Consider the following 22,140-nt stretch of genomic DNA (forward strand, 5'->3'; position numbering starts at 1 on the left):
GCGGCCGGGCGGCCCGTGGGCCGCCCTTCGCCCAACCGACCGTCCGGCCTCCTTATTTCGCCGCGGAGGAGTCCCGTGGGTCACTCCGCGGCAGGGGCATCGGGGCGGGCAGCGCGCGCGGGGATCACGGCGACGGCCTCCGCCTCGATCACGGCGCCCGGTGTGAACAGGGCGCTCACCGCGACGGTCGTGCTGGTGGGCGGGGTTCCGGGGAAGCGGCGGCTCCGGGCGGCGGCATAGGCGGGCAGGGCGTCCATGTCGGTGACGAAGGTGCGGACGTTGAGCACGTCGGCGAGGGTGCCGCCTTCGGCGCGGACGAGGGCTTCGATGGCGTCGAGGACCGCCTCGGACTGGGCGGCCATGTCGCCGGGGGCGGTGACCGGCCCGTCCGGGGCGACGGCGACCTGCCCGGAGACCATGAGCAGCGTCCCCGCGGCCCCCAGGGGGACGCGGGCGACCTGCGAGTAGGGCCCAGAGGGCGGCGGCGCGCCTGCGGGATCGGCGAGTTCGGCTCTCACGGATGGGCTCCTTCCGTTGTGGGGCGAGGCGGTACGCGGTCGGTCTGTACATGGGGCAGTGGGCAGTGGGGTTCTTGCTGGGGCCGGATGAGTCGGCCCCAGCAGGAAGGCGGGGCGCGTCTCTTGGAGTGGCGCGACGATCGTCCGGTCGGCCGGGTCGGCCCGACGGGGGCAGGGGTCCGGGCCGGGTCCGGTCCGTCGCCGGTCCCCTGACCGCCGCCCCGTCTTCCGGCGCGCGGCCGGAGGGGCGGGGCGCCGAAGGCGGTCATGGCCGAGGAAGGCTCTGACGCCGCTCGATCCGCTTCCGGCCGGGACCGGATCCGGCGCCTTCAGCACGGCGCCGGCGGGTGCCCCGCCCCTTCACGCCTCTCCCCGCCTCTTCACGCGGTGGCCGGCGCCGCCTTGAGCAGGGCCGACAGGTCGTCGTTCCCGATCGACGGGTCGGCGGCCAGTGCGGCCCCGACCGCTTCGAGGACCGGTAGGTGCGCGGCCCCGGTCGCCAGGCGTACGTCCTTGGCGGCCAGGCGGACGGCGAAGTCGGCCTCCTGCGACGTCGCCCGCGCCAGCGCACCGGCCATAGGGGTGGCCGCCATCGCCTCGGCGGCGCGCCCCCGCGGCACCCCGAGGGCGTCGGCGAGCTCCATGGCCTCCGCGACCACGGCGACGCCGCCGATCAGTGCGTTGATCAGGACGAGCTTGAGCGCCGACCCCGACCCGAGGGGGCCGCATCCGCGCACGGTCCCCAGCGCCTCCAGGGCGGGGCGGACCTTTTCGACCGGTCCTCCGGCCAGCACGGACAGCGCCCCTTCGGCGGCGCGGTCGACGCTCCCCATCACCGGGGCGTCGACCAGGCGCACCCCTTCGGGAAGGCGGGCGGCGAGCCTGTGCACGCCCTCCGGGCCGATGCCGGACATCTCCACGAGGACCGCCCCCGGCACGAGCGCGGGGAGCAGGGCGTCGGCGACCTTCGCGACCGCATCCGGGCCGGACAGCATGGTGATGACGGTGTCCGCGCCGTCGGCGGCCTCGGCGGGGGAGGCGGCGACGCGGGCGCCCTCGGCGGCCAGGGGGGCGGCCTTGGCCGCGGTGCGGTTCCAGACGGTCACGTGGGCGCCCTGGGCGAGTAGGCGCCGGGCCATCGGCAGGCCCATAGCGCCCAAGCCGAGGAAGGCGATGCGGGCGGAGGCGGTCATGTGCGGTTCGGACATGCCGCTCACGCTAGGCTCCCGCGAGCCATGTGACCAGCGAATGTCTAGCATGGCACCCATGCTTGATCCTCATGGCGTGTCCTTGGCCGGGCTGGCGGTGTTCTGTGAGGCGGCGCGGACCGGGTCGTTGACCGCGGCCGCCGAGCGCCTCGGCTACACCCAGTCGGCGGTCTCGCGGCAGATCGCGGCATTGGAGCGCCAGGCGGGCGCGCCGCTGTTCGACCGGCTGGCCCGCGGGGTCCGGCCCACTGCGGAGGGGCGCACGCTGCTCGGGCACGCCGAGGCGGTGGTCGGCCGCCTCGACGAGGCCCGCCGTGACCTGCGTGCGCTCCGCGACCTGGACGGGGGCCGCCTGCGTGCGGGGGCGTTCCCGACCGCCAACATCGGCCTGGTGCCGCGCGCGCTGGCGGCGCTGCGCGCGCGGCATCCGGGTATCGACGCGACGGCGGAGGAGGCGCGCACTCCGGAGCTGGAGCGGCGGCTGGCGGAGGGGGAGGTGGACATCGCTGTGGTGAGTTCCACGGCGGGGCGCGAGCCGCGCGGGGTGCGGCTGGTCCACCTGGTGGACGAGGGGATGTACGTCGCGGTCGCCGCAGGGCACTCGCTGGCGGGGAGGGACGGCGTCGGTGCGGCCGACGTGGAAGGCGAGGTGTGGATCGCGGGCAGGCGCTCCCCGGAAGGGACCCTGCTGGCCCCGCTCGCCGAGCGCGGACTGCGCCCAGAGGTCGGGCATGTCGTTGCCGAATGGGTGGCCAAGGCCGGATACGTGGCGGCGGGGCTGGGGGTGGCCCTGGTTCCGGCGCTGGCGGCGGAGAGCTTCCGCCGGATGGCCGGTGACGTGGTCCTGGTGCCATTGGAGCGGGGCGAGGTCCCGCCGCGGGCGGTCTACGCGGCGACGGCCGAAGGGAGGACGCCGTCCCCCGCGGCGCAGGAGTTCGAGAGGGCGCTGACGGAAGCGGCCCGCGGCATGGAGGCGGGGCGGGTGTAGGGCCAGGGCGGCCGTCTCGGCCGGGAGGGCGGAGAGACACGGGGCGCATCCGCCGGGGGTGACCTCCGAACACGACGGGGACGCGTCGCGACGGCACACGAGTCGCCCTGATCAAGGCCCCGGTCGCCCCCGCCGGGCAGGGAGCCGGGTGTGGGGCGGCGGCGCGGCGACGGTCGGCCCGCCGGTGACCCCCTAGCCGACTCCGGCGATGGTCATGCCGGTGACCGCCGCGATGGTGGCGATCACGCTTCAGCGAACCGTGCATTGTCGCCCATCGGGCGACGAACGGCCTTATCGGCATGATTCCTGGGCATAATGCTCACATAGTGTCGGTTTGCGGATGCGCAGAGTAATCTTGTCTGGGCCGCCGGAACCCGGCCGAGAAGCGGGTGGTGGGCGGGTGCGCAGGCTCGGGGCGGGTCCCCGCGGTGCTCGGGGTCCGTGCGGGCGCCGTTCCTCCGCGGTTCTCCCGGTGTCCACCGGGGCGGGAGCCGACGGGGAGAGAATGCGGCCCGTCCGCCGCCCGCCCTTCCGGAGAGGACGACCGCATGCCCGCGACATCCCCCAGACCGAGCACGGACACGCCGCCGCCCGGCCGCGCCCGCACCCGCCGCCCCGGCCGGGGCGGCGGGCTCCTCCTGGCGGCCGCCCTGCCGCTGGCCGTGCTGGGCGGCGCCACCGCCCCGCCCCCATCCGCCGAAGCGGCCCCCGCCCCGCCCCTGGCCGAGCTCTACGACAACCGCGGCATCTCCGACGACGCCGATCCCGGCGCCGCCGACCTCGACGGCCAGGGCCGCAGCCTGTCCGCGCAGGCGCTCCGCCGCGCCGGATGGGGCCCCGGGCAGGAGCTCACCCTGCACGGCACCCGCCTGACCCTGCCCGACACCCGCCCTGGCGAGCCCGACAACGTCGTCGCCGACGGCCAGTCCGTCCCGCTGCGCGGCAAGGCCGAGGCCGTCACCCTCCTCGCCGCCGCCACCGGGGGAGGCGCCGAAGGCGAGGGCCGCATCGTCTACGCCGACGGCACCCGCCACGACTACACCGCCACCGCCCCGGACTGGGAGACCGGCCCGCTCACCACCAAGGCCGTCGAACTCGACCACGCCAACACCGCAGACGGCACCGTCGGCGCCCCCGTCCGGCTGTACGCGGTGACCGTCCCGGTCGACCGCGACAGGCCGCTGGCCCGCATCGAGCTGCCCACGGTGTCCGGCGGCGCCCGCATGCACGTCTTCGACGTGGCGGCCCGCCCCGTCGAGAGGGGGTGGACCGGGACCTGGTCCGCCTCCACCTCCGGCTATGCCGCCGTCGGCCCCTGGGAGGACCAGACGCTGCGGCTGATCGTCCGCTCCAGCACCGGCGGCCCGGGCGCCCGGATCCGCCTGGACAACACCTTCGCCGCCCGGCCGGTCGACATCGGCGCGGTCTCGGTGGCCCTGCAGGGCGAGGGCGCCGCGGCCGACGGCGCGCCCGTCCCCGTCACCTTCGGCGGGGAGCGCTCGACGACCCTGCCCGCGGGCGGCCAGGCCTCCTCCGACCCGATCGCCTTCGACGTGCCCGCCGGAGCCCGCCTCGCGGTCAGCGTCCACCTGCCCGGCCGGGTCGAGGCCGCGCCCGTGCACACCGCCAACACCGGCGACAACTACGCCGCCGAGCCCGGCAGCGGGGACCTGACCGGGACCGCGTCGGGGGCGCCCTTCACCCGGCGGATCGACTCCTGGCCCTTCCTCACCGGCGTCGACGTGCCCGGGAACACCGGTTCGGTCGTGGCCCTGGGCGACTCCATCACCGACGGCGTCGGCACCACCCCCGGTACCGACCGCCGGTGGCCCGACGTGCTCTCCGACCGCCTCCGGGACCAGCGCGGGGTGCCCCGCTACGGGGTGCTCAACCAGGGCATCTCCGCCAACCGGGTGGTGACCGACCGCTACGGCGGCGACGGGGTCAGCAGCGACACCGGCGGCGTGGCCGCCGTCAACCGGCTGGACCGCGACGTGTTCGCGCAGACCGGTGCCCGTACCGTCATCGTCTTCCAGGGCGTCAACGACGTGCGGGCGGGGACCGCCCCCGAGGAGCTGGCCGACGGGCTGGAGGAGGTCGCCGAGCGCGCCCGGTCCCACGGGCTGCGGGTGGTGGCCGCCACCATCGCCCCCTGCAAGGGGTGGAGCGACTGCACCGAGGAGGTCGACCGGGACCGGCGGCGGGTGAACGCCTTCATCCGCGAAGGCGCGGGGGAGGACGGGCCCTTCGACGCGGTCCTCGATTTCGACGCGGTGCTGCGCGACCCCGCGGACCCGGCGCGGCTGCTGCCCGAGTACGACTCCGGCGACCATCTGCACCCGGGCGACGCGGGCCTGCGCGCGGTGGCGGAGTCGATCGACCTGGCGGTCCTCGGCGGACGGGGTCCCGATCGAGCCTAGCTCCCGGCCGGCAGAGGGCGGAGGACATCGGGACCGGATCCGGGCCGAGGACGCGTCGGCGTCCGCTGCGGGGCCCCTCCGGACAGAGCCCTGGGCCGGCGGCCTGCCCTTCGGCCGCCGGGTGAACCGCAGGCCGCCGAGGGCCCCACCACTCCAGCGGAGGCCGTCCGCGTCCGCCTGCCGATCATGAAGCGGCCCGCACCCCCCCGGGGTGCGGGCCGCCGGTGGGCCGTCAGGGCCTCTAGGTGAAGTCCTTCAGGATCGCGCCCAGGTAGCGGGCCGTCTCCGAGGCGGGGGAGGCGTCCACGCACAGGCGGTCCATGACCACCATGTACTTGTCGGTCTCCTCCGGCTTGTCGAAGTACACCGCGCTCGCCAGCTGCTCCAGGTACACCACGTCGGGCAGGTCGCCGCCGGTGAAGCGCAGGATCGAGAAGGGCCCACCCGCCGCCGCGTGCCCGCCCTTGGCGAACGGCACGATCTGCAGCGTCACGTTGGGCAGCGTGGACAGCTCGATCAGGTGCTCGATCTGCCGCCGCATCGCCCCGGTCCCGCCGAGCGGGCGGCGCAGCGCGGCCTCGTCCACCACCGCCCAGAACTTGGGCGCGTCGGGTCCGGTCAGCCGCTGCTGGCGCTTCATCCGCAGCGCCACGCGGCGGTCGACCTCCTCCTCGGACGCCTCGCCGTGGCCGAGCATCACCACCGCCCGCGCGTACTCCTCCGACTGCAGCAGCCCCGGTACGAACTGCAGCTCGTAGGTGCGGATGATGGAGGCGGCCTCCTCCAGGCCGACGTAGACCTCGAACCAGCTCGGCAGCACGTCGCTGTACTTGTGCCACCAGCCGGGGGAGTTGGCCTGCCGGGCCAGGCCCAGCAGGCTCTCCCGCTCGTCGGGGTCGGTGACGCCGTAAAGGGTGAGCAGGTCCGCCACGTCGCGCTCCTTGAAGCTGACCTGGCCCAGCTCCAGCCGGCTGATCTTGGCGTGGGAGGCGCGGATCTCGTATCCGGCGTCCTCCCGGGAGATCCCCTGGAGAGTGCGCAGCCGCCGCAGCTGCGTGCCGAGGAGGATCCTCAGGACGGTGGGGCCGCCGTGCGGCCGTGCGAGGACGTTCGCGGCGGGTGACGCCTCTGATCGCGCTGCTTGCATCTGCCCTCCGGGGGAGCGTGCGCGTGGAGTTGTGTGGTGGCCGGTCTCGCGCCGTGGAGCGAGCGTCTCGGCATGCGGACAGCGGACGCGGTCGTCTCCGGCGACAACGGTAACCGGGCGGACGCCGGTGTTCAACGCCGGTTCCCCGGTGTCGCTCCCGTGAAGGGTGCGCCGCGGCGGCGGGGGCGGGGGCGCCGCCCTCCCCGGCGGAGGAGGGCGGCGCCGGTCTCGGGGCGGCAGCGTGAGCGGGGCGACGCTGCCGCCGGGCGGCCGGGTCCGGGTCCGGGGACCGTGGGGCCGCCGTCCCTCAGCGCGGCGCGGTGCACCCGGCGTCGGCCGCCAGGTCGTCGAAGTCGCCGAGCTTGGCCCCCCGCACGAACGCGTCGATCTCGGCCGGCGTGTAGATCAGCGCGGGGCCGTCGGGGTGCCGGGAGTTGCGCACGGCGATGTCCCCGCCGGGCAGCCGGGCCAGTTCGACGCAGTTGCCGCTGGGGTTGCTCAGCGAGCTCTTGCGCCACACGGCGCCCGCGAGCCGGTCGGCCGGCGCGCCGTTGCGTGCCGGGACGGCCTGGGTCATACGTGCCTCCTTCGGGTGGGTGCGGCGGCCGGGGGACCGGCGGTGCCGGGATCAGGGTATGCACGTGCATCCGTGTTTGCATCCGTGCTTACGTCGTCCCACCATAATCTTCGCTTCAACGGAGAAATGCACCGGAGGGCAATAAGTCGGACAGTAACCGGGGAGCCGCCGTCGGTGTCCCGGCCGTGGTCACGGCCGGACGGCGGCCCGCGGCGGGCGTCCGGATCCGGTCGGCCGGATGCGGCCCGCGCCGTGGTGGGCCCCTCCGCGGGCCCGGCCCGGCCCCACCGGAGAACGTGCAGGTCGTTGCGGGTGAGGGCAAAGTGGATGCGGGGGCCCAGGTGGGCCTCCCGGGCCGTTCGGCCCGCTTTCGGTACGTTTCGATAACAAAGCGACCGGGGGGCGACAACCGCCACACGCCTCATTAGACTGCTGGGGTGACTGCGGTCGTGCACGTGCATCCGTGCTTACAGGTGTAATCCACGCCAGGAGCGCCGACGGCCTCGGTCGGACGAGCCGAAAACCCAGCAGCAGCCAGCAGTGCAAGGGACGACATGACCACGCACCCCGCTTACTCAGGCTCCGGAGACCTGTTCTCGGCGGCGTTCGGCGATCGGCTGCAGCCGACCGGCGGCCCCGCCTCCTGCTGGAGGGGCCTGTCCCCCGCCCCCCTGCCCGTCGGCGACCGCATGGTCCGCGGCGCCACAGCGGTCCAGGGACTGGGGTTCCACGCCGCCTCGGTCAAGCAGGCCCGCGACTTCACCACCGGCGTCCTGGACACCTGGGGACTGGCCCGGCTGCGCTCCGACGCGCTGCTGGTGGTCTCGGAGATGGTGACCAACGCCTGCCGCCACGCCGCCCCCACGGTGGGACCGCCCGGCGACTGGTCCATCCAGTTCGGCCTGGTCCGCCGCGGCGCCCGGCTGGAATGCCTCGTCTTCGACCCCAGCAGGGCCGTCCCCGTCCGGGTCGACCCCGACCGGTGCGCCGAAGGCGGCAGAGGCCTCCACCTCATCGACTCCTTCAGCTCCGAATGGGGCTGGGACCTCCTCGACGGCCAGGGCAAGGTCGTCTGGGCCGCCTTCGACGCCAACGCGAACTGACCGCCCGCACCGTCACCGGACCCCGCACCGTCCGCGACCCCCCGACCCCGCACCGGACCCGCGGCAGGCTCCCCCCACAGGCCCCGCGGCCCCCCACACCTCGCCCCCCGCACCCGAAGCCGACCCCGCTCCCTCCCTCCGCCCGGCCGGGCCCACCGCCGCGGATGAAGAACCTCTCATCCCCCCTTCATTCCCGCGTGCGCACGAACGCGCGATGATCGAGCCATGACCCCGCTGATCTCGACGGCGCGAACAGTGCGAACAGCGCGAACGGACGGTCCCCGCCGTCGGCGCACGGCCCCGGGGGGGCGCCCGTGAGCCGCATCCTCATCGCCGAGGACGAGGAGCGCATCGCCTCCTTCGTCCGCAAGGGACTGGTCGCCAACGGCTTCACCGCCACCGTCGTGGGCACCGCCCGCGAGGCGGTCGACCACGCCCTGGCCGGCGGCTTCGACCTGATGGTGCTCGACCTGGGGCTGCCCGACGGCGACGGCTTCGCGGTGCTGCGCCGCCTGCGCGAGACCGGCTCCCCGCTGCCGGTGGTGGTGCTCACCGCCCGCGACGGGGTGAACGACACCGTCACCGGGCTGGAGATCGGCGCCGACGACTACATGACCAAGCCCTTCCGCTTCGAGGAGCTGCTGGCCCGGGTCCGCCTGCGGATGCGCGGCGACCGCGCCGCCGAGACCGGCGTGCTCGCCGCCGGGGACCTCTCCCTGGACCTGCGCACCCGGCGCGCCACCGCCGACGGCACCACCGTGGACCTGACCGCCCGCGAGTTCGCGCTGCTGGAGGTCTTCCTGCGGCACACCGGCCAAGTCCTCACCCGCCAGCAGCTGCTGTCCCACGTGTGGGGCTACGACCACGACCCCGGTTCCAACGTCGTCGACGTGTTCATCCGCTCGCTGCGCAAGAAGATCGGTGCCGACCGGATCCGGACCGTGCGGGGCATGGGGTACCGGTTGGCCGACTGACCGCCCGCGGGCACGGGTAGGACTCCTGCGGGGCCGGTGGACCCCGCGGAAGGAGGCGGCCGATGCCGGAGCCCGCAGCCGGAGTCCTCGGCACCCCCGGGGAGCGGCGCGCGCCCGTGGTCCCCGCCGGGGTCGCCGCCCTGCGCGAGCAGGGGCTGGCCGTCCTGGTCGAGCACGGCGCCGGGGCCGGTGCCCGGTACGCCGACGAGGAGTACGCCGCGCACGGCGCCCGCCCCGCCTCCCGGGACGCGGTGCTCGCCGCGGACCTGGTGCTGTGCGTGACCCGCCCGCCCGCCGCCGACCTGGCCCGTCTGGGCCCCGGCCAGACCCTCATGGGCCTGCTCCGTCCCGATGAGGACCCGGAACCGCTGCGGGCGGCGGCCGCCGCCGGAGCCACCCTGGTGGCCCTGGAAGGGGTGCCGCGCACCCTCAGCCGCGCCCAGACCATGGACGCCCTCTCCTCCCAGGCGAGCGTCGCCGGGTACAAGGCCGTCATCGAGGCGGCCCGCGCCTACGACGGGTACCTGCCGCTGCTCATGACCGCCGCCGGGGTGGCCCGCCCGGCCCGCGTGCTGGTGCTCGGCGCCGGGGTCGCCGGGCTCCAGGCCATCGCCACCGCCCACCGCCTCGGCGCCGTCGTCACCGGCTACGACGTGCGCCCCGAGGCGCGCGAGGAGATCGCCTCGGTCGGCGCCTCGGTGCTGGAGGCCGACGGTCTGGACGCCGGGGGCGAAGGCGGCTACGCGCGCGCACTCACCGGGGACGAGCGCGCCGCCCAGCGCGCGGCGCTGGCCGGGGCCGCCGCCGGGTTCGACATCGTCATCTGCGCCGCACTGGTCCCGTCGGGTCCGCCGCCCCTGCTGCTCACCGCCGAGGCCGTGGACCGGATGCGCCCCGGCGCGGTCGTGGTCGACCTGGCCTGCGGGGCCCGTGGCGGGAACGCCGAACCCGCCGTCCCCGGGACCGAGATCCGCACGCCCGGCGGGGTGGCCGTGATCGGCGCCGGCGGCCTGGCCGCCACCGTGCCGCGCGCCGCCTCCGAGGCCTACTCGCGCAACATCACCGCACTGGCGGCGCACCTGCTCGACGGCGGGCGCGTCGCGGTCGACCTGGACGACGAGATCCAGGCGGGCGTCGTCGCCGCGCACGGCGGCCGGGGGCGGCACCCGGCCCTGTCCGGTCCCGGCGCGCCCTCCGCCCACGGCGCGGCCACCGCCGCCGGCCCCGGGGAGGACCATGGAAGCCCTTGACGACCTGACCGTGTTCGTCCTGAGCCTGCTGGTGGGCTTCGAGGTCATCAGCAGGGTCCCCGCCACCCTGCACACCCCGCTGATGTCGGCGGCCAACGCCGTGCACGGCGTGGTCCTGGTCGGCGCGGTGCTGATCGGCGCGAGCGCCCACACCCCCGCCGGGTACGCGCTCGCGTTCCTGGCGTGCGTGTTCGCCGCGGCCAACGTCGTGGGCGGCTACGCCGTCACCGACCGGATGCTGCACATGTTCCGCCCGCCCGCCGAACGCGCCGGACGCGCAGGCGCGCCCGGGACGCCCGGGGACGCCGACGGGCCGGGGGACGGCGGCACGGGGGCGGCCCGGTGACCGCCCTGGAGGCCGCGGTCGGCGCGGTCTACCTCGGCGCGGCCGCCTGCTTCGTCCTCGGCCTGCACCTGATGAACGCCCCGCCCACCGCGCGGCGCGGCAACGCGCTGTCCGCCGGGGGCATGGCCGCCGCCCTGCTGGCCACCCTCGTGCTCGTGGCCGCCCGGGGCGCCGCCCCCGCCGCCTGGGCGGTGATCGCGGCGGGCACCGCGATCGGCGCCGGGGCCGGGCTGTTCGCCGCGCTGCGGGTGCGCATGACCGCCATGCCCCAGCTCGTCAGCCTGTTCAACGCCGTCGGCGGCGGGGCGGCGGCGCTCATCGGCGGCTACGAGTTCGGGGCCCGCCCCGACCCCGGCACCGCGGTCGCCGCCGTCATCGCGGTGGACGTGGTGATCGGCACGGCCGCCTTCTCCGGCTCCCTGGTGGCGGCGGGCAAGCTCGACGGCCGCCTGCCCGGCCGCCCGGTCCTGCTGCCCGCCCGCGCCGTGCTCACCGCCCTGCTCGCCCTGACCGCGGCCGTCGGCGCGGTGCTGGTGGCCGCCGGGACCGGCGGCGCGGTCCCGCTGGCCGTGGCCGCCGCGGCCGCCCTGCTGCTGGGGGTGGCCGGGGTGCTGGCCATCGGCGGCGCCGACATGCCGGTCGTGGTGTCGCTGCTGAACGCCTGCACCGGCCTGGCCGTCGCGATGGCCGGGTTCGCCCTGGACAACTCCATGATGGTGATCGCGGGGGCGCTGGTGGGCGCCTCCGGCGCCATCCTCACCAAGCTCATGGCCGACGCGATGAACCGCCCGCTGAGCGCGGTGGTCGCCGGGGGCTTCGGCACCGGCGACGGCGGCCCGGCGGCCGGCGGGGGAGGGGACGTGCAGCGGATCGGCGCCGACGACGCGGCGATCCGCCTGGCCTACGCCGCCCGGGTGGTGATGGTGCCCGGGTACGGGCTGGCCGCCGCCCAGGCCCAGCACGAGCTGCGCGAACTGGCCGACCTGCTGGCCGAGCGCGGGGTGCGGGTCGACTACGCGGTCCACCCGGTGGCCGGGCGCATGCCGGGCCACATGAACGTCCTGCTCGCCGAGGCCAAGGTGCCCTATGAGCGGATGAAGGAGATGGAGCAGGCCAACCCCGACTTCCCGCGCACCGACGTGGCGCTGGTGGTGGGCGCCAACGACGTGACCAACCCGGCGGCCCGCCGCCCGGGGACGGCGATCTCGGGGATGCCCATCCTGGACGTGGACAAGGCCGAGACCGTCATCGTCATCAAGCGCTCGCTGGGCCACGGCTACGCCGGGATCGACAACGAGCTGTACACCGCGCCCGGGACCCGGATGCTGCTGGGCGACGCCAAGGAGGCGCTGGCGTCCCTGACGGGGGCCGTGAAGGCGCTCGTGGGGTAGCGCGCGGGCGCTCAGGCGCTGTGGCGGCCGCGCGGCCGCCCGGCGTCGGGGCCGGCGGCGGCCCCCGCGGGCGCGGCGGCGCCCGCTCCCGCCCCGGCGGGCTCCGGGGCCTGTGCCCCGTCGGCGGTCAGCGGCGCCAGCTCCTCCACCCGCTCGGTGGTGACGGCGTCCACCCCCATCCCGATCAGCCGCGCCATCTCCGGGAAGTCGTTGACCGTCCAGGCGCCCACCCCGTGGCCGCGCCGGTGCGCCTCGGCCACCAGCTCCCGGGTGACCAGGTCGGCGCGCACGTCGACGTAGCGGGGCCGGAGCCCGCGCCACAGCTCGGCCGGGGGCAGCCCCTCCCGGTCCCAGGAGACGACCGTGGCCGCCCCGGGGCGGCGCGCCGCCACCGCGTGCAGCGCCTCGGCCGCGCCGGTGTACCAGACCCGGTCGGTGTAGGAGTGGTCGGCGGCGACCGCCTCGGCGGCCAGCGCCGCCTCCGCGGAGGCGACCCGGAGCAGCAGGGTCGCGGGGCGGGGGTGGCGGGCCTCGGCCACCACCTCCATCAGGGTCGGCACGCGGTGTCCGCCGTCACTGGTGACCGCGGCGATCTCGGCCAGGGACAGCTCCCCGGGCGGCCGCTCCAGCCCCCACACCTCGCGCGCCGCCTCCTCGCGGAGGAGCACGGCGTGGCCGTCGGCGGTCAGGGACAGGTCGACGGCGAGGGCGTCGGCCCCCTGGTCGATGGCCGACCGGAGGGCGGGGATCGTGTTCTCCCGGTGGGGTGAGGTGTCGCCGCGCAGGGCGATCGCCAGCGTCATGGGGGTTCTCCCGGTGTCGCGACTGCAGGTCGCAGGGGTACTGGAGACCAGAGTGCCATCGCCGGGGCGTGTGTGTGGGGAAGTCGGCGAAAACCCCGAAAAGAGGGGCCCCTGTGAGCGGGGCCGGTCCCCCGTGCGAGAGGACTCACGTGCGAGAGGACTCACGTGCGCCCTCCGGGCGTGGCGCCGCCCCGGGCTGGGAAACTGTTGGTCGAGCCCGTACGTTCATCACAGCACTGCACACGACCGTCCCGGGCGGCGCTCGCGCCGATGTCCGCGCACCGGGCCCCGACGAGAAGGCGAAAAAGGCGAAAGATGATCCCCGACCAGCGTCGCGAGCACATCCTCAAGCTCCTGCAGGAACGCCATGTGCTGAGCATCAACGAGCTCACATCGCTGCTGTCGGTCTCGCACATGACCGTGCGGCGCGACATCCAGGCGCTGGAGAACGACGGCAAGGTGCTGTCGGTGACCGGCGGGGTGCGGCTCGCCGCGCGCCTGAAGAGCGAACCGTCCTACCTGGCCAAGGCCCAGCTCGAAGTCCCGGCCAAGCGCGCGATCGCGCGCGCCGCCGCCGAGCTGGTGCGGGAGAACTTCACCGTCTTCCTCGACGCGGGCACCACCATGCTGCAGATGGTGCCGATGCTGACGGACAAGGCGGGGCTGACGGTGATCACCAACGACTTCAACGTCGTGGGCCACCTGATGGAGTACCCCAACATCGAGCTGGTGCACACCGGGGGTGTCGTCTCGCACACCGACCACTCGTCGGTGGGGCAGTTCACGGCCGACTTCCTCAGCCGCGTCAACGTTGACCTGGCGTTCATCGCCAGCAGCTCCTGGGACGTGGACCGGGGGTCGACCACGCCGTCGGAGGCCAAGGTGGTGGCGAAGCAGCAGCTGCTGCGGATCGCCTCGAAGAGCGTGCTGGCCGTGGACAGCACCAAGTACGGGAAGTTCGGCACGTTCCGGGTGGCGCGGCTGGAGCAGTTCGACACCATCATCAGCGACGACCGGCTGCCCCGGTCGGCGGTGGAGGACATGCGCAGCAGGGACGTGCGGCTGCAGCTCGTCCCGCCGGAGTAGGCACGCGCCGGGGCGGCCGCGGCCCGAGGGCGCCGGGCGGCGCGGGCCGCGGTGTCCTGGAGGGGGCGCTCCGCACGGAATCGGCGGGCGGCCCGTGGGGCCGGGACCGTCGCCGGGCGGGGCGGCGGCGGTCAGTCCTCGTCGTCGCCCAGTTCGGCCGGGGCGAACAGCTCGATCTGGAAGCCGTCCGGGTCGTGGAACGACAGCATGGAGCCGCCGTCGCTGTGGACCACGGGCGAATGGTCGATGTCCAGATCCAGCAGGCGGTCCTCCCACGCCTCCAGCTCGGCCACCGAGCCGACCTGGAAGGCCACGTGGTCGACACCGGCGCGGCGGTGGTCGAACAGGGCCTTGAAGCAGTCCCGGTGCTGGGTGAAGCACAGGACCACGCCGCTCGGGTGGCGGCACTCTGTCTGGAGCATCCTCTTGCCGTCCCGGGTCTTGTGCTCCTTGAAGCCGAGCACGGACCGGTAGAACTCGATGCTCTCGTCGCGGTCGCGCACCGAAAGGGTGATGTGCGCGATCCCGGTCACCTGCGGCACGGATACCTCTTTTCGGCGGGCCGGCGTCCGTAGTTTCCGGGGTGGGAACAGCGTAAGCACGTTTTCCGAGCCTAAGCCCCCTTTGCGGGTGCTCTGCACTGCGTTAACGGCCCTTTAACGCAGCCATTGCCAGGCATATTCCACAGCGCCCGCGCGGCGCCTCTCGGCGGGTCTGAGAGGGGGGCCACGGCGGACGGCCGCCCCCCGGTGCGGGGGGCGGCCGTCGGTGTGCGGGCCGTCAGGCGGCGGCGGGCGCCGGGGCGGGGTCGGAGCCGGAGTACCAGCGTGAGCGCACCGCCGAGGCGGCCACGAGGAACGCCCCCGCGGCGGCGGCCAGGGTGAGCAGGAACGCGCCGCCGAACCCGAAGCGCTCGGCCAGCGCCCCGGCGGCCATGGACCCCAGCGACTGGCCCACGATCAGGCAGCTCACCACGATGGTCATCGCCTGGCCGAGGCGCGCCGCCGGGGCCGCCCGCTCGGCCAGCCCGAAGATGGTCACGATGTGCGGGCCGATGCCGCAGCCCAGCGCCAGCATGGCCGCCGCCAGGGCGAGTGGGCCCGGAGCCAGCAGCAGCACGGCGGAGAAGACCGCCATCGCCAGCGCGGCCACCCGCAGCCGGGTGGTGAGCCGCACCGACGCCGGGACCGAGGCCATCATCAGCCCGGCCGCGGCGCTGCTGACGCCCATCACCGCGTACATCAGCCCGGCGAGGTCGCCGTGGCCCATCTCCTGGGTGAAGGCGGTGACGCCGGTGGAGGTGGCGCCGAAGAAGAGGCCCTGGCAGAACATGGGCACGGTGAGCACCAGCAGCCCGGCGCGGGCCAGCGGTGCGCGGGAGGCGGCGGCGGGGGCGCCGGGCAGCGCGGTGGGGTGCAGCGCGAACACCGACCCGAACACGCCGATGAGCACGGCGGCGCCGAGGACGGCGGCGACCGGGTCGAGGACGACGGCCAGCACCCCGACCAGGGCGGGGCCGACGACGAACCCGGTCTCGTCGAGGACGCCTTCGACGGAGAGCGCGGCGGCGACCGACCGTTCCCGGTCGGGGCCGCGCCGCCCGGCCAGCGCGATCCAGCGGGACCGGGCCAGCGGGCCGATCTGCGGCATGAACAGCCCGGCCACGGCGGCCAGGGCGGCCAGCGCGGGCACCGGGGCACCGGCGTTCACCCCGGCGACCAGGGCCGCGATGAGCGCGGCGTCGAGGAGGGAGGTGGCCAGCACCACCGGGCGCTGGCCGCGGCGGTCGGCGAATCGGGCGATGACCGGGCCGCCGACGGCCTCGCCGAGGGCGAGGGCGCCGGAGACCAGGCCGCCCGCGGCCACGCTGCCGGTACGGGCGGTGACGAGGGTGAGGGTGCCGATGAGCACCATCGACACCGGGAGGCGGGCCAGGAAGGAGGCGGTGAGAAGGGGGGCGCCGGCGATCGCGTGCATCCGGCGCAGAGTGGCCAGCGGTGACATGCGGCTCCTGCTATCTGCGACGTGGACCTGTGCGCTGACGGGCGCGGCGGCCACGACGCGGGACCGGAGACGGTCGCCGCGTCCGCCGCTCTCGTCGGAGGGGCCGGGAGGCGGCCCCGCCGGCGGGCGCGGGGATGACGATGAAAGATCCCATCATCAGCTAACTACCGAACAAAAATACTACTCCGGGCCTTCCCGTGGGGCCGCCGTACGGGCGCGGGGAGGAGGGGGAGGCGGCGTGCTCCCGACCGCGGAGCGCGGCGGTCGGCCGGACCGGCGGCGGCCCGGGAAGGGGTGGTGAGCAGGCGCCCCCGGGCGGGGGCCTCGGCCGGACGCCAGGGCGCAGGGGAGGCGGCGACGGCACGACCGGCATCCCCCGCCGGCCCCGAACCGGGCAGCGGGCGTGTGCATGGTCACCGTGAACAGAGGGGGTCCCGGGAGGTGGAGAGTGAGGTGTGTAAGTGTTACTTAGACATACCTGAAGTAGAAATAAGTAGTGCTTTCATTGATGCGGTGGCAGAGTACGGGGCATGAGCGAGACCACCGCTCCGGCCACGGTGCCGGAGACCGCGACCCTGTATGTGCTGAGCGTCTTCCTGGGCGGCGACGCGTCCGCCCCGACCGGCGGGAACGCCCTCGGCGTGTTCCTGGACGCCCCCGGCCTCCCCCCGGCCCTGCGCCAGCGGATCGCCGCCGACCTGGGCTTCTCCGAGACGGTCTTCGTCGAGGACGCCGTCACCGGGCGACTGCACATCCACACCCCCGCCGTCGAGCTGCCGCTGGCGGGCCACCCCCTGGTGGGGACCTCGTGGCTGCTGGACCGCCGCGGTGCCCGCCCGGCCGCGCTGCTGCCGCCCGCAGGGGCCGTTCCGACCTGGGGCGACGGGGACCTGACCTGGATCCGCGCGGACCCGGGTACGGCGCCCGAGTTCGTGGTGCGCCGCTTCGACACGGTCGCCGAGGTGGACGCCCTGGACGGCGGTGCGGAGGGGGTGAACACGCGGGTGTGGGCCTGGGAGGACGAGGAGCGCGGCCTGGTGCGCGTCCGTGTCTTCCCGCGTGCGATGGGCATCGACGAGGACGAGGCCACCGGGGCGGCCGCCCTTCGCCTGGGCACGGAACTCGGCCGCCCGCTGTCCATCCGCCAGGGGGTCGGCTCGCGCATCGAGGTCCGCCCGGCGCCCGACGGCCTGATGGACGTCGGCGGACGCACGGTGGCGCTTGAGGAGCGCGAGTACCGCCTGCCCGTGGCGGGGTAGGCGCCTGCCCGCCGGTGAGCCCGGCGGGGGCGCGGCCGCCGTATCCCCGCCGCATCCCCGCCGGGCTCACCGCGCTGGGGCGGAACCCGTGCGTCACCAGTGGTGAGGAGGCCGGTGCCGTGGGGGCCGTGAGGTCCCCGTCCCCGTCCGTGTCCCGGCTCCGGCCGCCGTCCGCCCGGTGGCTCAGTCCACCATCCGGCCGAAGACGATCAGGTTCTCCTCGTAGTGCCCCGTCACGGAGTCGAAGGCGCCCGCGCAGGTGATCAGGCGGATCTCCGGGTACGGGGTCGGGCCGTAGACCCGCTCGGTCGGGAACCCGTCCTTGTCCGCCCGCTGCGTGCGCTCGACCTCGAACTCCGGTGCGCTGCCGTCCTCCCGGGCCACGGTGAACCGGTCGCCGGGGCGCAGCTCCTCCAGGCGCACGAACACCGATGGCCCCTCGGCGGTGTCCCGATGGCCGGTGATCACCGCGGGCCCCGCCTCCCCGGGGCTGGGCCCCAAGGCGTACCACCCTGCCGCCCCGGAGTCCTCCAGCGGCGGGTCCTCCAGCGACCCGTCGTCGCGTAGGCCCAGCTCCAGCAGGCGCGCCCGTACCCCGATCGTGTCGATGGACAGGTCCACCGGCGCGGAACGGGGGAGAGGCGCGGGGACGGCCCCTTCGCGGCCGGACGGCCCAGACGGTTCAGAGGCCCGGGAGGCCCCGGAGGGCCCAGACGCCTCAGGCGACCCGGACACCCCGGACACGGGCGAGCGCCCCCGGTCGGGCGACGGCTCTTGGGCCCCGGTCAGCGCCAGGGCCGCCGCCGCCGCGACGGCCGCCGCCGCGACGGCGCCGGCGGTCCGGAGTTCACCCGGCATTGCGGCGCAGGCGGCGGTGGACCACCGCGCCCAGCAGGGCGAGGGCTGCGAGGACGCCGACGGCCGCGCCCGTCGGACCCCGCGCCGCGTCGGCGGCGCCCGCGCCGACGCCCCGGTCGGCGGTGCCCCCTCCACCGGTCTGCGGCGCCCCGGAGGGGGTGGGGCCGTCGGTCACCGTGACCGTCCCCTCCACCGTCTCCCGCCCGGTGGCCGACCCCCCGGTGCAGGTGCCCGTCACCGTGTACGCACCGGGCCGGGCGTCCCCCCTCACCCTCGCGGTGGTGCTGCCGAACGTGTTGACCAGCGGGGCCTCCGCGGGTCCGGCGAAGGCGGCGGAGGTGAACTCCAGGCGCTCGGCCGGGCCCTCGCAGGAGGATTTGACGGTCACGCCCTCCCCGGGGGCGGCGGACGCCGGGAAGACGACGACCTCCTCCCCGGCCGCGGCCGCCGGGGGCGCCCCCAGAACCAGGGCGCCCGCCGCCAGGAGGGCGGTGACGGGTCCGGCGGTGGTCAGTGTCTTCATCTCGGTCGACCCCTCGGCAGGCGGAAGCGGGACCGCTCCGCGCACGGGTGGCTGGGCCCGGCCGTACGGGGAACGGGAAGCATGTCACTGTATGTATTGACTATACTTACAGTAAGTAATCAGCTTCTGCCCTCTTTTTCCCGGACCGCGGGCCCGGCTTGACCCGTACCCGCGCGCCCGAGCACCCCGCGCCCACCCGTCGCCCCCGACGCGCCCGCACGCGGCGCACCCCCTCCGGCCGCCCGCCCTTCAGCTCAGGAACCGCAGGTCGGCACCGCCGCTCCGGGGAGAACGCCATCCGTGCCGGAGGAGATCACAAATGCTCGATCGCGATTAGTGGTGCTACGGTCGTGCCTCAAGATCCACTTCAGTTCCGGTTCACTGGAAAGAGTTCCCGACATGCCAAAAGCACACCGCGAGCAGTGGGCGACCCGATCCGGGTTCCTGCTGGCGGCGATCGGGTCCGCGGTCGGCCTGGGGAACATCTGGCGCTTCCCCTACGTGGCCTACGAGAGCGGCGGCGGGGCGTTCCTGGTCCCCTACCTGGTCGCCCTGCTCACGGCGGGAATCCCGCTGCTGATCCTCTCCTACACGATCGGCCACCGCTTCCGGGCCTCTCCCCCCGTGGCGCTGCGCCGCCTGTCCCGCCCGGCCGAGGCGATCGGCTGGTGGCAGGTCCTCATCAGCTTCTTCATCGCCATCTACTACGCCGTCATCATCGCCTGGGCGATCCGCTACGCCGGGTTCTCCATCGGCCAGCAGTGGGGCGCCGAGCCCGGCCCCTTCTTCGAGTCGACGTTCGTCGGCATCACCGAGGCGGGTGACTTCGGCACCTACAACATCGGCGTGGCCGTCCCGCTGGTCGCGGTGTGGATCATCGTGCTGCTGCTGCTCGGCTTCGGCGTGCGCCGCGGCATCGAGGTCGCCAACAAGATCTTCATGCCGCTGCTGCTGGTCCTCTTCGGCGCGCTCGTGGTGCGGGCGGTGACCCTGGAGGGCGCCGGCGAGGGCCTGGACGCCCTGTTCGCGCCGGACTGGTCGGCCCTGGGCGACGGATCGGTCTGGGTGGCCGCCTACGGGCAGATCTTCTTCTCGCTGTCCATCGGCTTCGGCATCATGATCACCTACGCCTCCTACCTGCGCCGCAAGGCCGACCTGACCGGCACGGCGCTGGTCGCCGGGTTCGCCAACAGCTCCTTCGAGCTGCTCGCCGGGATCGGCGTGTTCTCCGCGCTGGGCTTCATGGCCGTGCAGAGCGGCGGCGAGGTCCAGGACGTCGCCGCGGGCGGGATCGGGCTGGCCTTCGTCGCCTTCCCGCAGATCATCTCCCAGATGCCCGCCGGGGACGTGTTCGGCGTGCTCTTCTTCGTCTCGCTGGTGGTCGCCGGCCTGTCGTCGCTGATCAGCATCGTGCAGGTGGTCGTCGGGGCGGTGCAGGACCGCTTCGGGGTCGGCCGGGTGCCCGCGGTGGCCGTCGTCGGCGGCGCCACCGCCGTGGTCTCCATCGCGCTGTTCCCGGCCGGGCAGGGCCTGATCCTGCTCGACACCATCGACCACTGGATCAACCAGTACGGCATCGCCCTGGCGTCGCTGGTGCTCGTGGTCGTCGTGGCCTGGGCGCTGCGCTCGCTGCCCACCCTGCAGCGCTACACCGACACCATCTCCTCGGTGCCGCTGCGCGGCTGGTGGGTGGTGACCCTCGGGGCGATCACCCCGGTGGTGCTGGGCTACATGATGTACGACAGCCTCAAGGCCGAGCTCAGCGCGCCGTACGAGGACTACCCGCAGTGGTTCCTCAACGCGGCCGGGTGGGGCGTGGCGGGCGGCGTCATCGTCCTGTCGGTCCTGATCACCGCCGTGCTGTGGAAGCGTGACGTCGGAACGGCCGAGGACGACCTCGAACGCGAACGCCAGGAGTCGGCCGCCGGGCAGGCGGCCGGGGAAGGAGACGTCTGATGTCGACCGGAGCCGTCGTCATGCTGGTCGTGGCCATCGTCATCATCTGGGGCGGCCTCGCCGCCTCGGCGCTGTGGCTGCGCGCGCACCCCGACCCGGAGGACGCCGCCCGCCGCCAGGCGCGCTGACCTCTCTGCGCACGTACCGAGGCGCCCGGCCCCGAACGGGGCCGGGCGCCGTCGCGTCCGGCCGCCCCGCCGCTTTCCGATCGCAAGGCGCGGGGCGGCGGCCGTGCCCGGGACCGGCCTCAGGGCGGCGCCACCGGCCGCCAGGGCACCGGGGTGGACAGCACCATCGTGCTGGAGGGCCGGCCGTGCTCGGCCAAGCGGTCGATCAGGTCCTCGAACCGCTCCATCGAGCGCACCGCCACCAGCAGCACGCAGCAGGCGTCCCCGGTGACCCGGTGCAGCTGCAGGATCTCCGGCCAGGCCATGGCCTCCTCGTCGCGCAGCAGGCAGCGCGCCCCGAAGCACTCCATGCGCACCAGCGCGGTCACCGCCAGCCCGGCCGCCGAAGGGTCCACCCGGGCGTGGTAGCCGGTGATGATCCCCCGGTCGGTCAGCCGCCGCACCCGCTCGGCCACGGCGGGCGAGGACATCCGCACCCGCCGCGCCAGCTCGTTGTACGACAGCCGCCCGTCGGCCTGGAGCTCGGCGAGGATGCGCCGGTCGACCCCGTCCAGCATCGCCTTCCCTCCGCCAGGTGAACGCCGGAAATCCATTATGACCGCAAAGTCGGACACCGTGGCCGATAGGCGCCGTCCATTCTCATTCGGTGTGATCTGCTGCATGCTGAGGGATCGGGGACGCTCCGGCGCCGGGCCGGGGCCTGATCAGCGAAGAGGTGGGCGACGATGCCGATCCCGTCCGCGGCCGAGCGCAGACGTGAGAAGCGGGCCGCACGCACCGGAGGCGAACCGGAACTCGACATCGCGGGTGACACCCCCTACGCCCGCTACGGCGCCATCGACACGCTGCTGGACCTGCAGCGCCCGCGCACCGACGAGCCGTCCGAGACCTCCTTCATCATCGCCACGCAGGTGATGGAGCTGCTGTTCACCCTGCTCGCCGGGCACTGGGAGCGGGCCCGCGACGCCATGGAGGAGGACGACGTGCCCGCCGCCCTGGCCGAGCTGCGCCGGGGCGCGCACGTCCAGGACGTGCTGGTCTCCTCCTGGGACCTGCTCGCCGACCTGAGCCCCACCGAGTTCTCCCGCTTCCGCGACGCCCTGGGCGACGCCTCGGGCTTCCAGTCGCACACCTACCGCCGGCTGGAGTTCCTGCTCGGGAACACCTCCGAGCCGATGGTCCGCCCGCACAAGGGCTCCCCGCGCGCCCGCGCCGAGCTGGAGCGCGCGATGTCCGAGCCCGGCCTCTACGACGCCGCCCTGCGCCTGCTCGCCCGGCGCGGCCTGCCCGTGCCCGAGGAGGCGCTGGAGCGGGACCGCGCCCGGCCCTACGCCGAGCACGACGGGGTGCGCGCCGCCTGGGCCCGCGTCTACGCCGACGACACCCCGGGCAACGACCTGTTCACCCTGGCCGAGGCGCTGCTGGACACCGCCGAGCGGGTCACCCGGTGGCGGCAGCGGCACCTGGCCGCGGTCAAGCGCTCCATGGGCGCCAAGCCCGGCACCGGCGGCTCCAACGGGCTGCGCTGGCTGGCCGCCAACGCCGCCGAGGACGTCTTCCCCGAGCTGTGGTCGCTGCGCACCGAGCTGTGAGAACCACCA

At 75.0% G+C, this 22,140-nt stretch carries 22 protein-coding genes; 12 read left to right on the top strand and 10 right to left on the bottom strand.

What is annotated here, in order from left to right; translation table 11 throughout:
* Positions 1-80 precede the first annotated feature (80 nt).
* Both O4U47_RS01070 and O4U47_RS01075 read right to left on the bottom strand, forming a co-directional pair.
* Positions 81-518 (bottom strand): RidA family protein, encoded by a 438-nt coding sequence (locus O4U47_RS01070; RefSeq protein WP_270675187.1) that lies wholly within the window; start codon positions 516-518, stop codon positions 81-83.
* A gap of 380 nt (positions 519-898) precedes the next feature.
* The gene (locus O4U47_RS01075; protein ID WP_270675189.1) at positions 899-1,726 is read right to left on the bottom strand and encodes an NAD(P)-dependent oxidoreductase; all 828 of its coding nucleotides are present in this window, start codon (positions 1,724-1,726) and stop codon (positions 899-901) included.
* A gap of 58 nt (positions 1,727-1,784) precedes the next feature.
* Here O4U47_RS01075 and O4U47_RS01080 point away from each other — a divergent pair, with 58 nt between their 5' ends.
* Together O4U47_RS01080 and O4U47_RS01085 are read left to right on the top strand one after the other, a co-directional pair.
* Positions 1,785-2,714 (top strand): LysR family transcriptional regulator, encoded by a 930-nt coding sequence (locus tag O4U47_RS01080; protein ID WP_270675191.1) that lies wholly within the window; start codon positions 1,785-1,787, stop codon positions 2,712-2,714.
* Positions 2,715-3,262: 548 nt separating this feature from the next.
* Positions 3,263-5,134 (top strand): SGNH/GDSL hydrolase family protein, encoded by a 1,872-nt coding sequence (locus O4U47_RS01085; RefSeq protein ID WP_270675194.1) that lies wholly within the window; start codon positions 3,263-3,265, stop codon positions 5,132-5,134.
* 241 nt (positions 5,135-5,375) lie between these two features.
* On the opposite strand, the gene O4U47_RS01090 is transcribed toward O4U47_RS01085, so the two are convergent.
* Both O4U47_RS01090 and O4U47_RS01095 read right to left on the bottom strand, forming a co-directional pair.
* Positions 5,376-6,281 carry a helix-turn-helix domain-containing protein gene (locus tag O4U47_RS01090; protein ID WP_270675196.1) on the bottom strand — a complete coding sequence of 302 codons (906 nt, stop codon included), beginning with the start codon at positions 6,279-6,281 and terminating at the stop codon, positions 5,376-5,378.
* Between the two features lie 307 nt (positions 6,282-6,588).
* The gene (locus tag O4U47_RS01095; RefSeq protein ID WP_017627179.1) at positions 6,589-6,858 is read right to left on the bottom strand and encodes a DUF397 domain-containing protein; all 270 of its coding nucleotides are present in this window, start codon (positions 6,856-6,858) and stop codon (positions 6,589-6,591) included.
* A 554-nt stretch (positions 6,859-7,412) separates the two neighbouring features.
* Here O4U47_RS01095 and O4U47_RS01100 point away from each other — a divergent pair.
* From O4U47_RS01100 to O4U47_RS01120, 5 genes are all read left to right on the top strand, one after another.
* Positions 7,413-7,961 (top strand): ATP-binding protein, encoded by a 549-nt coding sequence (locus O4U47_RS01100; protein WP_270675199.1) that lies wholly within the window; start codon positions 7,413-7,415, stop codon positions 7,959-7,961.
* A gap of 314 nt (positions 7,962-8,275) precedes the next feature.
* Positions 8,276-8,935, top strand: a complete 660-nt coding sequence (locus O4U47_RS01105; RefSeq protein ID WP_270675201.1) for a response regulator transcription factor — start codon at positions 8,276-8,278, stop codon at positions 8,933-8,935.
* A gap of 62 nt (positions 8,936-8,997) precedes the next feature.
* The gene (locus O4U47_RS01110) at positions 8,998-10,185 is read left to right on the top strand and encodes a Rossmann-fold NAD(P)-binding domain-containing protein (protein WP_270675202.1); all 1,188 of its coding nucleotides are present in this window, start codon (positions 8,998-9,000) and stop codon (positions 10,183-10,185) included.
* A complete protein-coding gene (locus O4U47_RS01115; RefSeq protein ID WP_270675203.1) occupies positions 10,172-10,531 on the top strand; it encodes an NAD(P) transhydrogenase subunit alpha in 360 nt (119 codons plus the stop codon). The genes O4U47_RS01110 and O4U47_RS01115 overlap by 14 nt, the downstream gene beginning before the upstream one ends.
* Positions 10,528-11,922, top strand: a complete 1,395-nt coding sequence (locus tag O4U47_RS01120; RefSeq protein ID WP_270675204.1) for an NAD(P)(+) transhydrogenase (Re/Si-specific) subunit beta — start codon at positions 10,528-10,530, stop codon at positions 11,920-11,922. Before O4U47_RS01115 ends, O4U47_RS01120 begins: the two co-directional genes overlap by 4 nt.
* Before the next feature lie 11 nt (positions 11,923-11,933).
* Here O4U47_RS01120 and O4U47_RS01125 read toward each other — a convergent pair whose 3' ends face one another.
* Positions 11,934-12,725, bottom strand: coding sequence for a glycerophosphodiester phosphodiesterase (locus O4U47_RS01125; RefSeq protein ID WP_270675205.1), 792 nt, complete (start codon positions 12,723-12,725; stop codon positions 11,934-11,936).
* Between the two features lie 315 nt (positions 12,726-13,040).
* Between O4U47_RS01125 and O4U47_RS01130 the strand changes: the two genes are divergently transcribed.
* Positions 13,041-13,811: a DeoR/GlpR family DNA-binding transcription regulator gene (locus tag O4U47_RS01130; protein ID WP_270675207.1), complete on the top strand. Its 771-nt coding sequence runs from the start codon at positions 13,041-13,043 to the stop codon at positions 13,809-13,811.
* A gap of 131 nt (positions 13,812-13,942) precedes the next feature.
* Here O4U47_RS01130 and O4U47_RS01135 read toward each other — a convergent pair whose 3' ends face one another.
* Positions 13,943-14,353, bottom strand: coding sequence for a VOC family protein (locus tag O4U47_RS01135; RefSeq protein WP_270675209.1), 411 nt, complete (start codon positions 14,351-14,353; stop codon positions 13,943-13,945).
* A 238-nt stretch (positions 14,354-14,591) separates the two neighbouring features.
* On the bottom strand, positions 14,592-15,815 hold the full coding sequence (locus O4U47_RS01140) for an MFS transporter (protein ID WP_270675211.1): 1,224 nt from the start codon (positions 15,813-15,815) through the stop codon (positions 14,592-14,594).
* Between the two features lie 530 nt (positions 15,816-16,345).
* On the opposite strand from O4U47_RS01140, the gene O4U47_RS01145 reads away from it, so the two are divergent.
* Positions 16,346-17,074 carry a PhzF family phenazine biosynthesis protein gene (locus tag O4U47_RS01145; protein WP_270675213.1) on the top strand — a complete coding sequence of 243 codons (729 nt, stop codon included), beginning with the start codon at positions 16,346-16,348 and terminating at the stop codon, positions 17,072-17,074.
* A 183-nt stretch (positions 17,075-17,257) separates the two neighbouring features.
* Here O4U47_RS01145 and O4U47_RS01150 read toward each other — a convergent pair whose 3' ends face one another.
* Together O4U47_RS01150 and O4U47_RS01155 are read right to left on the bottom strand one after the other, a co-directional pair.
* Entirely contained in the window at positions 17,258-17,932 is a 675-nt protein-coding gene (locus O4U47_RS01150; protein WP_270675214.1) for a class F sortase, read from the bottom strand.
* A complete protein-coding gene (locus O4U47_RS01155; RefSeq protein WP_270675216.1) occupies positions 17,922-18,455 on the bottom strand; it encodes a hypothetical protein in 534 nt (177 codons plus the stop codon). Before O4U47_RS01155 ends, O4U47_RS01150 begins: the two co-directional genes overlap by 11 nt.
* A gap of 399 nt (positions 18,456-18,854) precedes the next feature.
* On the opposite strand from O4U47_RS01155, the gene O4U47_RS01160 reads away from it, so the two are divergent.
* Positions 18,855-20,411 (top strand): sodium-dependent transporter, encoded by a 1,557-nt coding sequence (locus O4U47_RS01160; RefSeq protein ID WP_270675218.1) that lies wholly within the window; start codon positions 18,855-18,857, stop codon positions 20,409-20,411.
* Complete coding sequence (locus O4U47_RS01165; RefSeq protein ID WP_270675220.1) at positions 20,411-20,539, top strand: methionine/alanine import family NSS transporter small subunit; 129 nt, start codon at positions 20,411-20,413, stop codon at positions 20,537-20,539. The genes O4U47_RS01160 and O4U47_RS01165 overlap by 1 nt, the downstream gene beginning before the upstream one ends.
* Before the next feature lie 119 nt (positions 20,540-20,658).
* Here the strand turns inward: O4U47_RS01165 and O4U47_RS01170 are convergent, their stop codons facing one another.
* Entirely contained in the window at positions 20,659-21,096 is a 438-nt protein-coding gene (locus O4U47_RS01170) for an Lrp/AsnC family transcriptional regulator (RefSeq protein WP_270675222.1), read from the bottom strand.
* Positions 21,097-21,264: 168 nt separating this feature from the next.
* Here O4U47_RS01170 and O4U47_RS01175 point away from each other — a divergent pair, with 168 nt between their 5' ends.
* Positions 21,265-22,131 carry a tryptophan 2,3-dioxygenase gene (locus tag O4U47_RS01175; protein ID WP_270675224.1) on the top strand — a complete coding sequence of 289 codons (867 nt, stop codon included), beginning with the start codon at positions 21,265-21,267 and terminating at the stop codon, positions 22,129-22,131.
* Positions 22,132-22,140 lie beyond the last annotated feature (9 nt).

This window comes from Nocardiopsis suaedae (assembly GCF_027706745.1).
Classification (GTDB): Bacteria; Actinomycetota; Actinomycetes; order Streptosporangiales; family Streptosporangiaceae; genus Nocardiopsis_A; species Nocardiopsis_A suaedae.

Excerpts from the sequence above, each read along its gene's own strand:
- O4U47_RS01100 (WP_270675199.1), top strand. The coding sequence starts at position 7,413 with ATGACCACGCACCCCGCTTACTCAGGCTCCGGAGACCTGTTCTCGGCG.
- O4U47_RS01140 (WP_270675211.1), bottom strand. The coding sequence starts at position 15,815 with ATGTCACCGCTGGCCACTCTGCGCCGGATGCACGCGATCGCCGGCGCC.
- O4U47_RS01165 (WP_270675220.1), top strand. The coding sequence starts at position 20,411 with ATGTCGACCGGAGCCGTCGTCATGCTGGTCGTGGCCATCGTCATCATC.
- O4U47_RS01075 (WP_270675189.1), bottom strand. The coding sequence starts at position 1,726 with ATGTCCGAACCGCACATGACCGCCTCCGCCCGCATCGCCTTCCTCGGC.
- O4U47_RS01125 (WP_270675205.1), bottom strand. The coding sequence starts at position 12,725 with ATGACGCTGGCGATCGCCCTGCGCGGCGACACCTCACCCCACCGGGAG.
- O4U47_RS01175 (WP_270675224.1), top strand. The coding sequence starts at position 21,265 with ATGCCGATCCCGTCCGCGGCCGAGCGCAGACGTGAGAAGCGGGCCGCA.
- O4U47_RS01095 (WP_017627179.1), bottom strand. The coding sequence starts at position 6,858 with ATGACCCAGGCCGTCCCGGCACGCAACGGCGCGCCGGCCGACCGGCTC.
- O4U47_RS01150 (WP_270675214.1), bottom strand. The coding sequence starts at position 17,932 with ATGCCGGGTGAACTCCGGACCGCCGGCGCCGTCGCGGCGGCGGCCGTC.
- O4U47_RS01145 (WP_270675213.1), top strand. The coding sequence starts at position 16,346 with ATGAGCGAGACCACCGCTCCGGCCACGGTGCCGGAGACCGCGACCCTG.
- O4U47_RS01155 (WP_270675216.1), bottom strand. The coding sequence starts at position 18,455 with ATGAAGACACTGACCACCGCCGGACCCGTCACCGCCCTCCTGGCGGCG.
- O4U47_RS01085 (WP_270675194.1), top strand. The coding sequence starts at position 3,263 with ATGCCCGCGACATCCCCCAGACCGAGCACGGACACGCCGCCGCCCGGC.
- O4U47_RS01090 (WP_270675196.1), bottom strand. The coding sequence starts at position 6,281 with ATGCAAGCAGCGCGATCAGAGGCGTCACCCGCCGCGAACGTCCTCGCA.
- O4U47_RS01110 (WP_270675202.1), top strand. The coding sequence starts at position 8,998 with ATGCCGGAGCCCGCAGCCGGAGTCCTCGGCACCCCCGGGGAGCGGCGC.
- O4U47_RS01170 (WP_270675222.1), bottom strand. The coding sequence starts at position 21,096 with ATGCTGGACGGGGTCGACCGGCGCATCCTCGCCGAGCTCCAGGCCGAC.
- O4U47_RS01160 (WP_270675218.1), top strand. The coding sequence starts at position 18,855 with ATGCCAAAAGCACACCGCGAGCAGTGGGCGACCCGATCCGGGTTCCTG.
- O4U47_RS01115 (WP_270675203.1), top strand. The coding sequence starts at position 10,172 with ATGGAAGCCCTTGACGACCTGACCGTGTTCGTCCTGAGCCTGCTGGTG.
- O4U47_RS01080 (WP_270675191.1), top strand. The coding sequence starts at position 1,785 with ATGCTTGATCCTCATGGCGTGTCCTTGGCCGGGCTGGCGGTGTTCTGT.
- O4U47_RS01130 (WP_270675207.1), top strand. The coding sequence starts at position 13,041 with ATGATCCCCGACCAGCGTCGCGAGCACATCCTCAAGCTCCTGCAGGAA.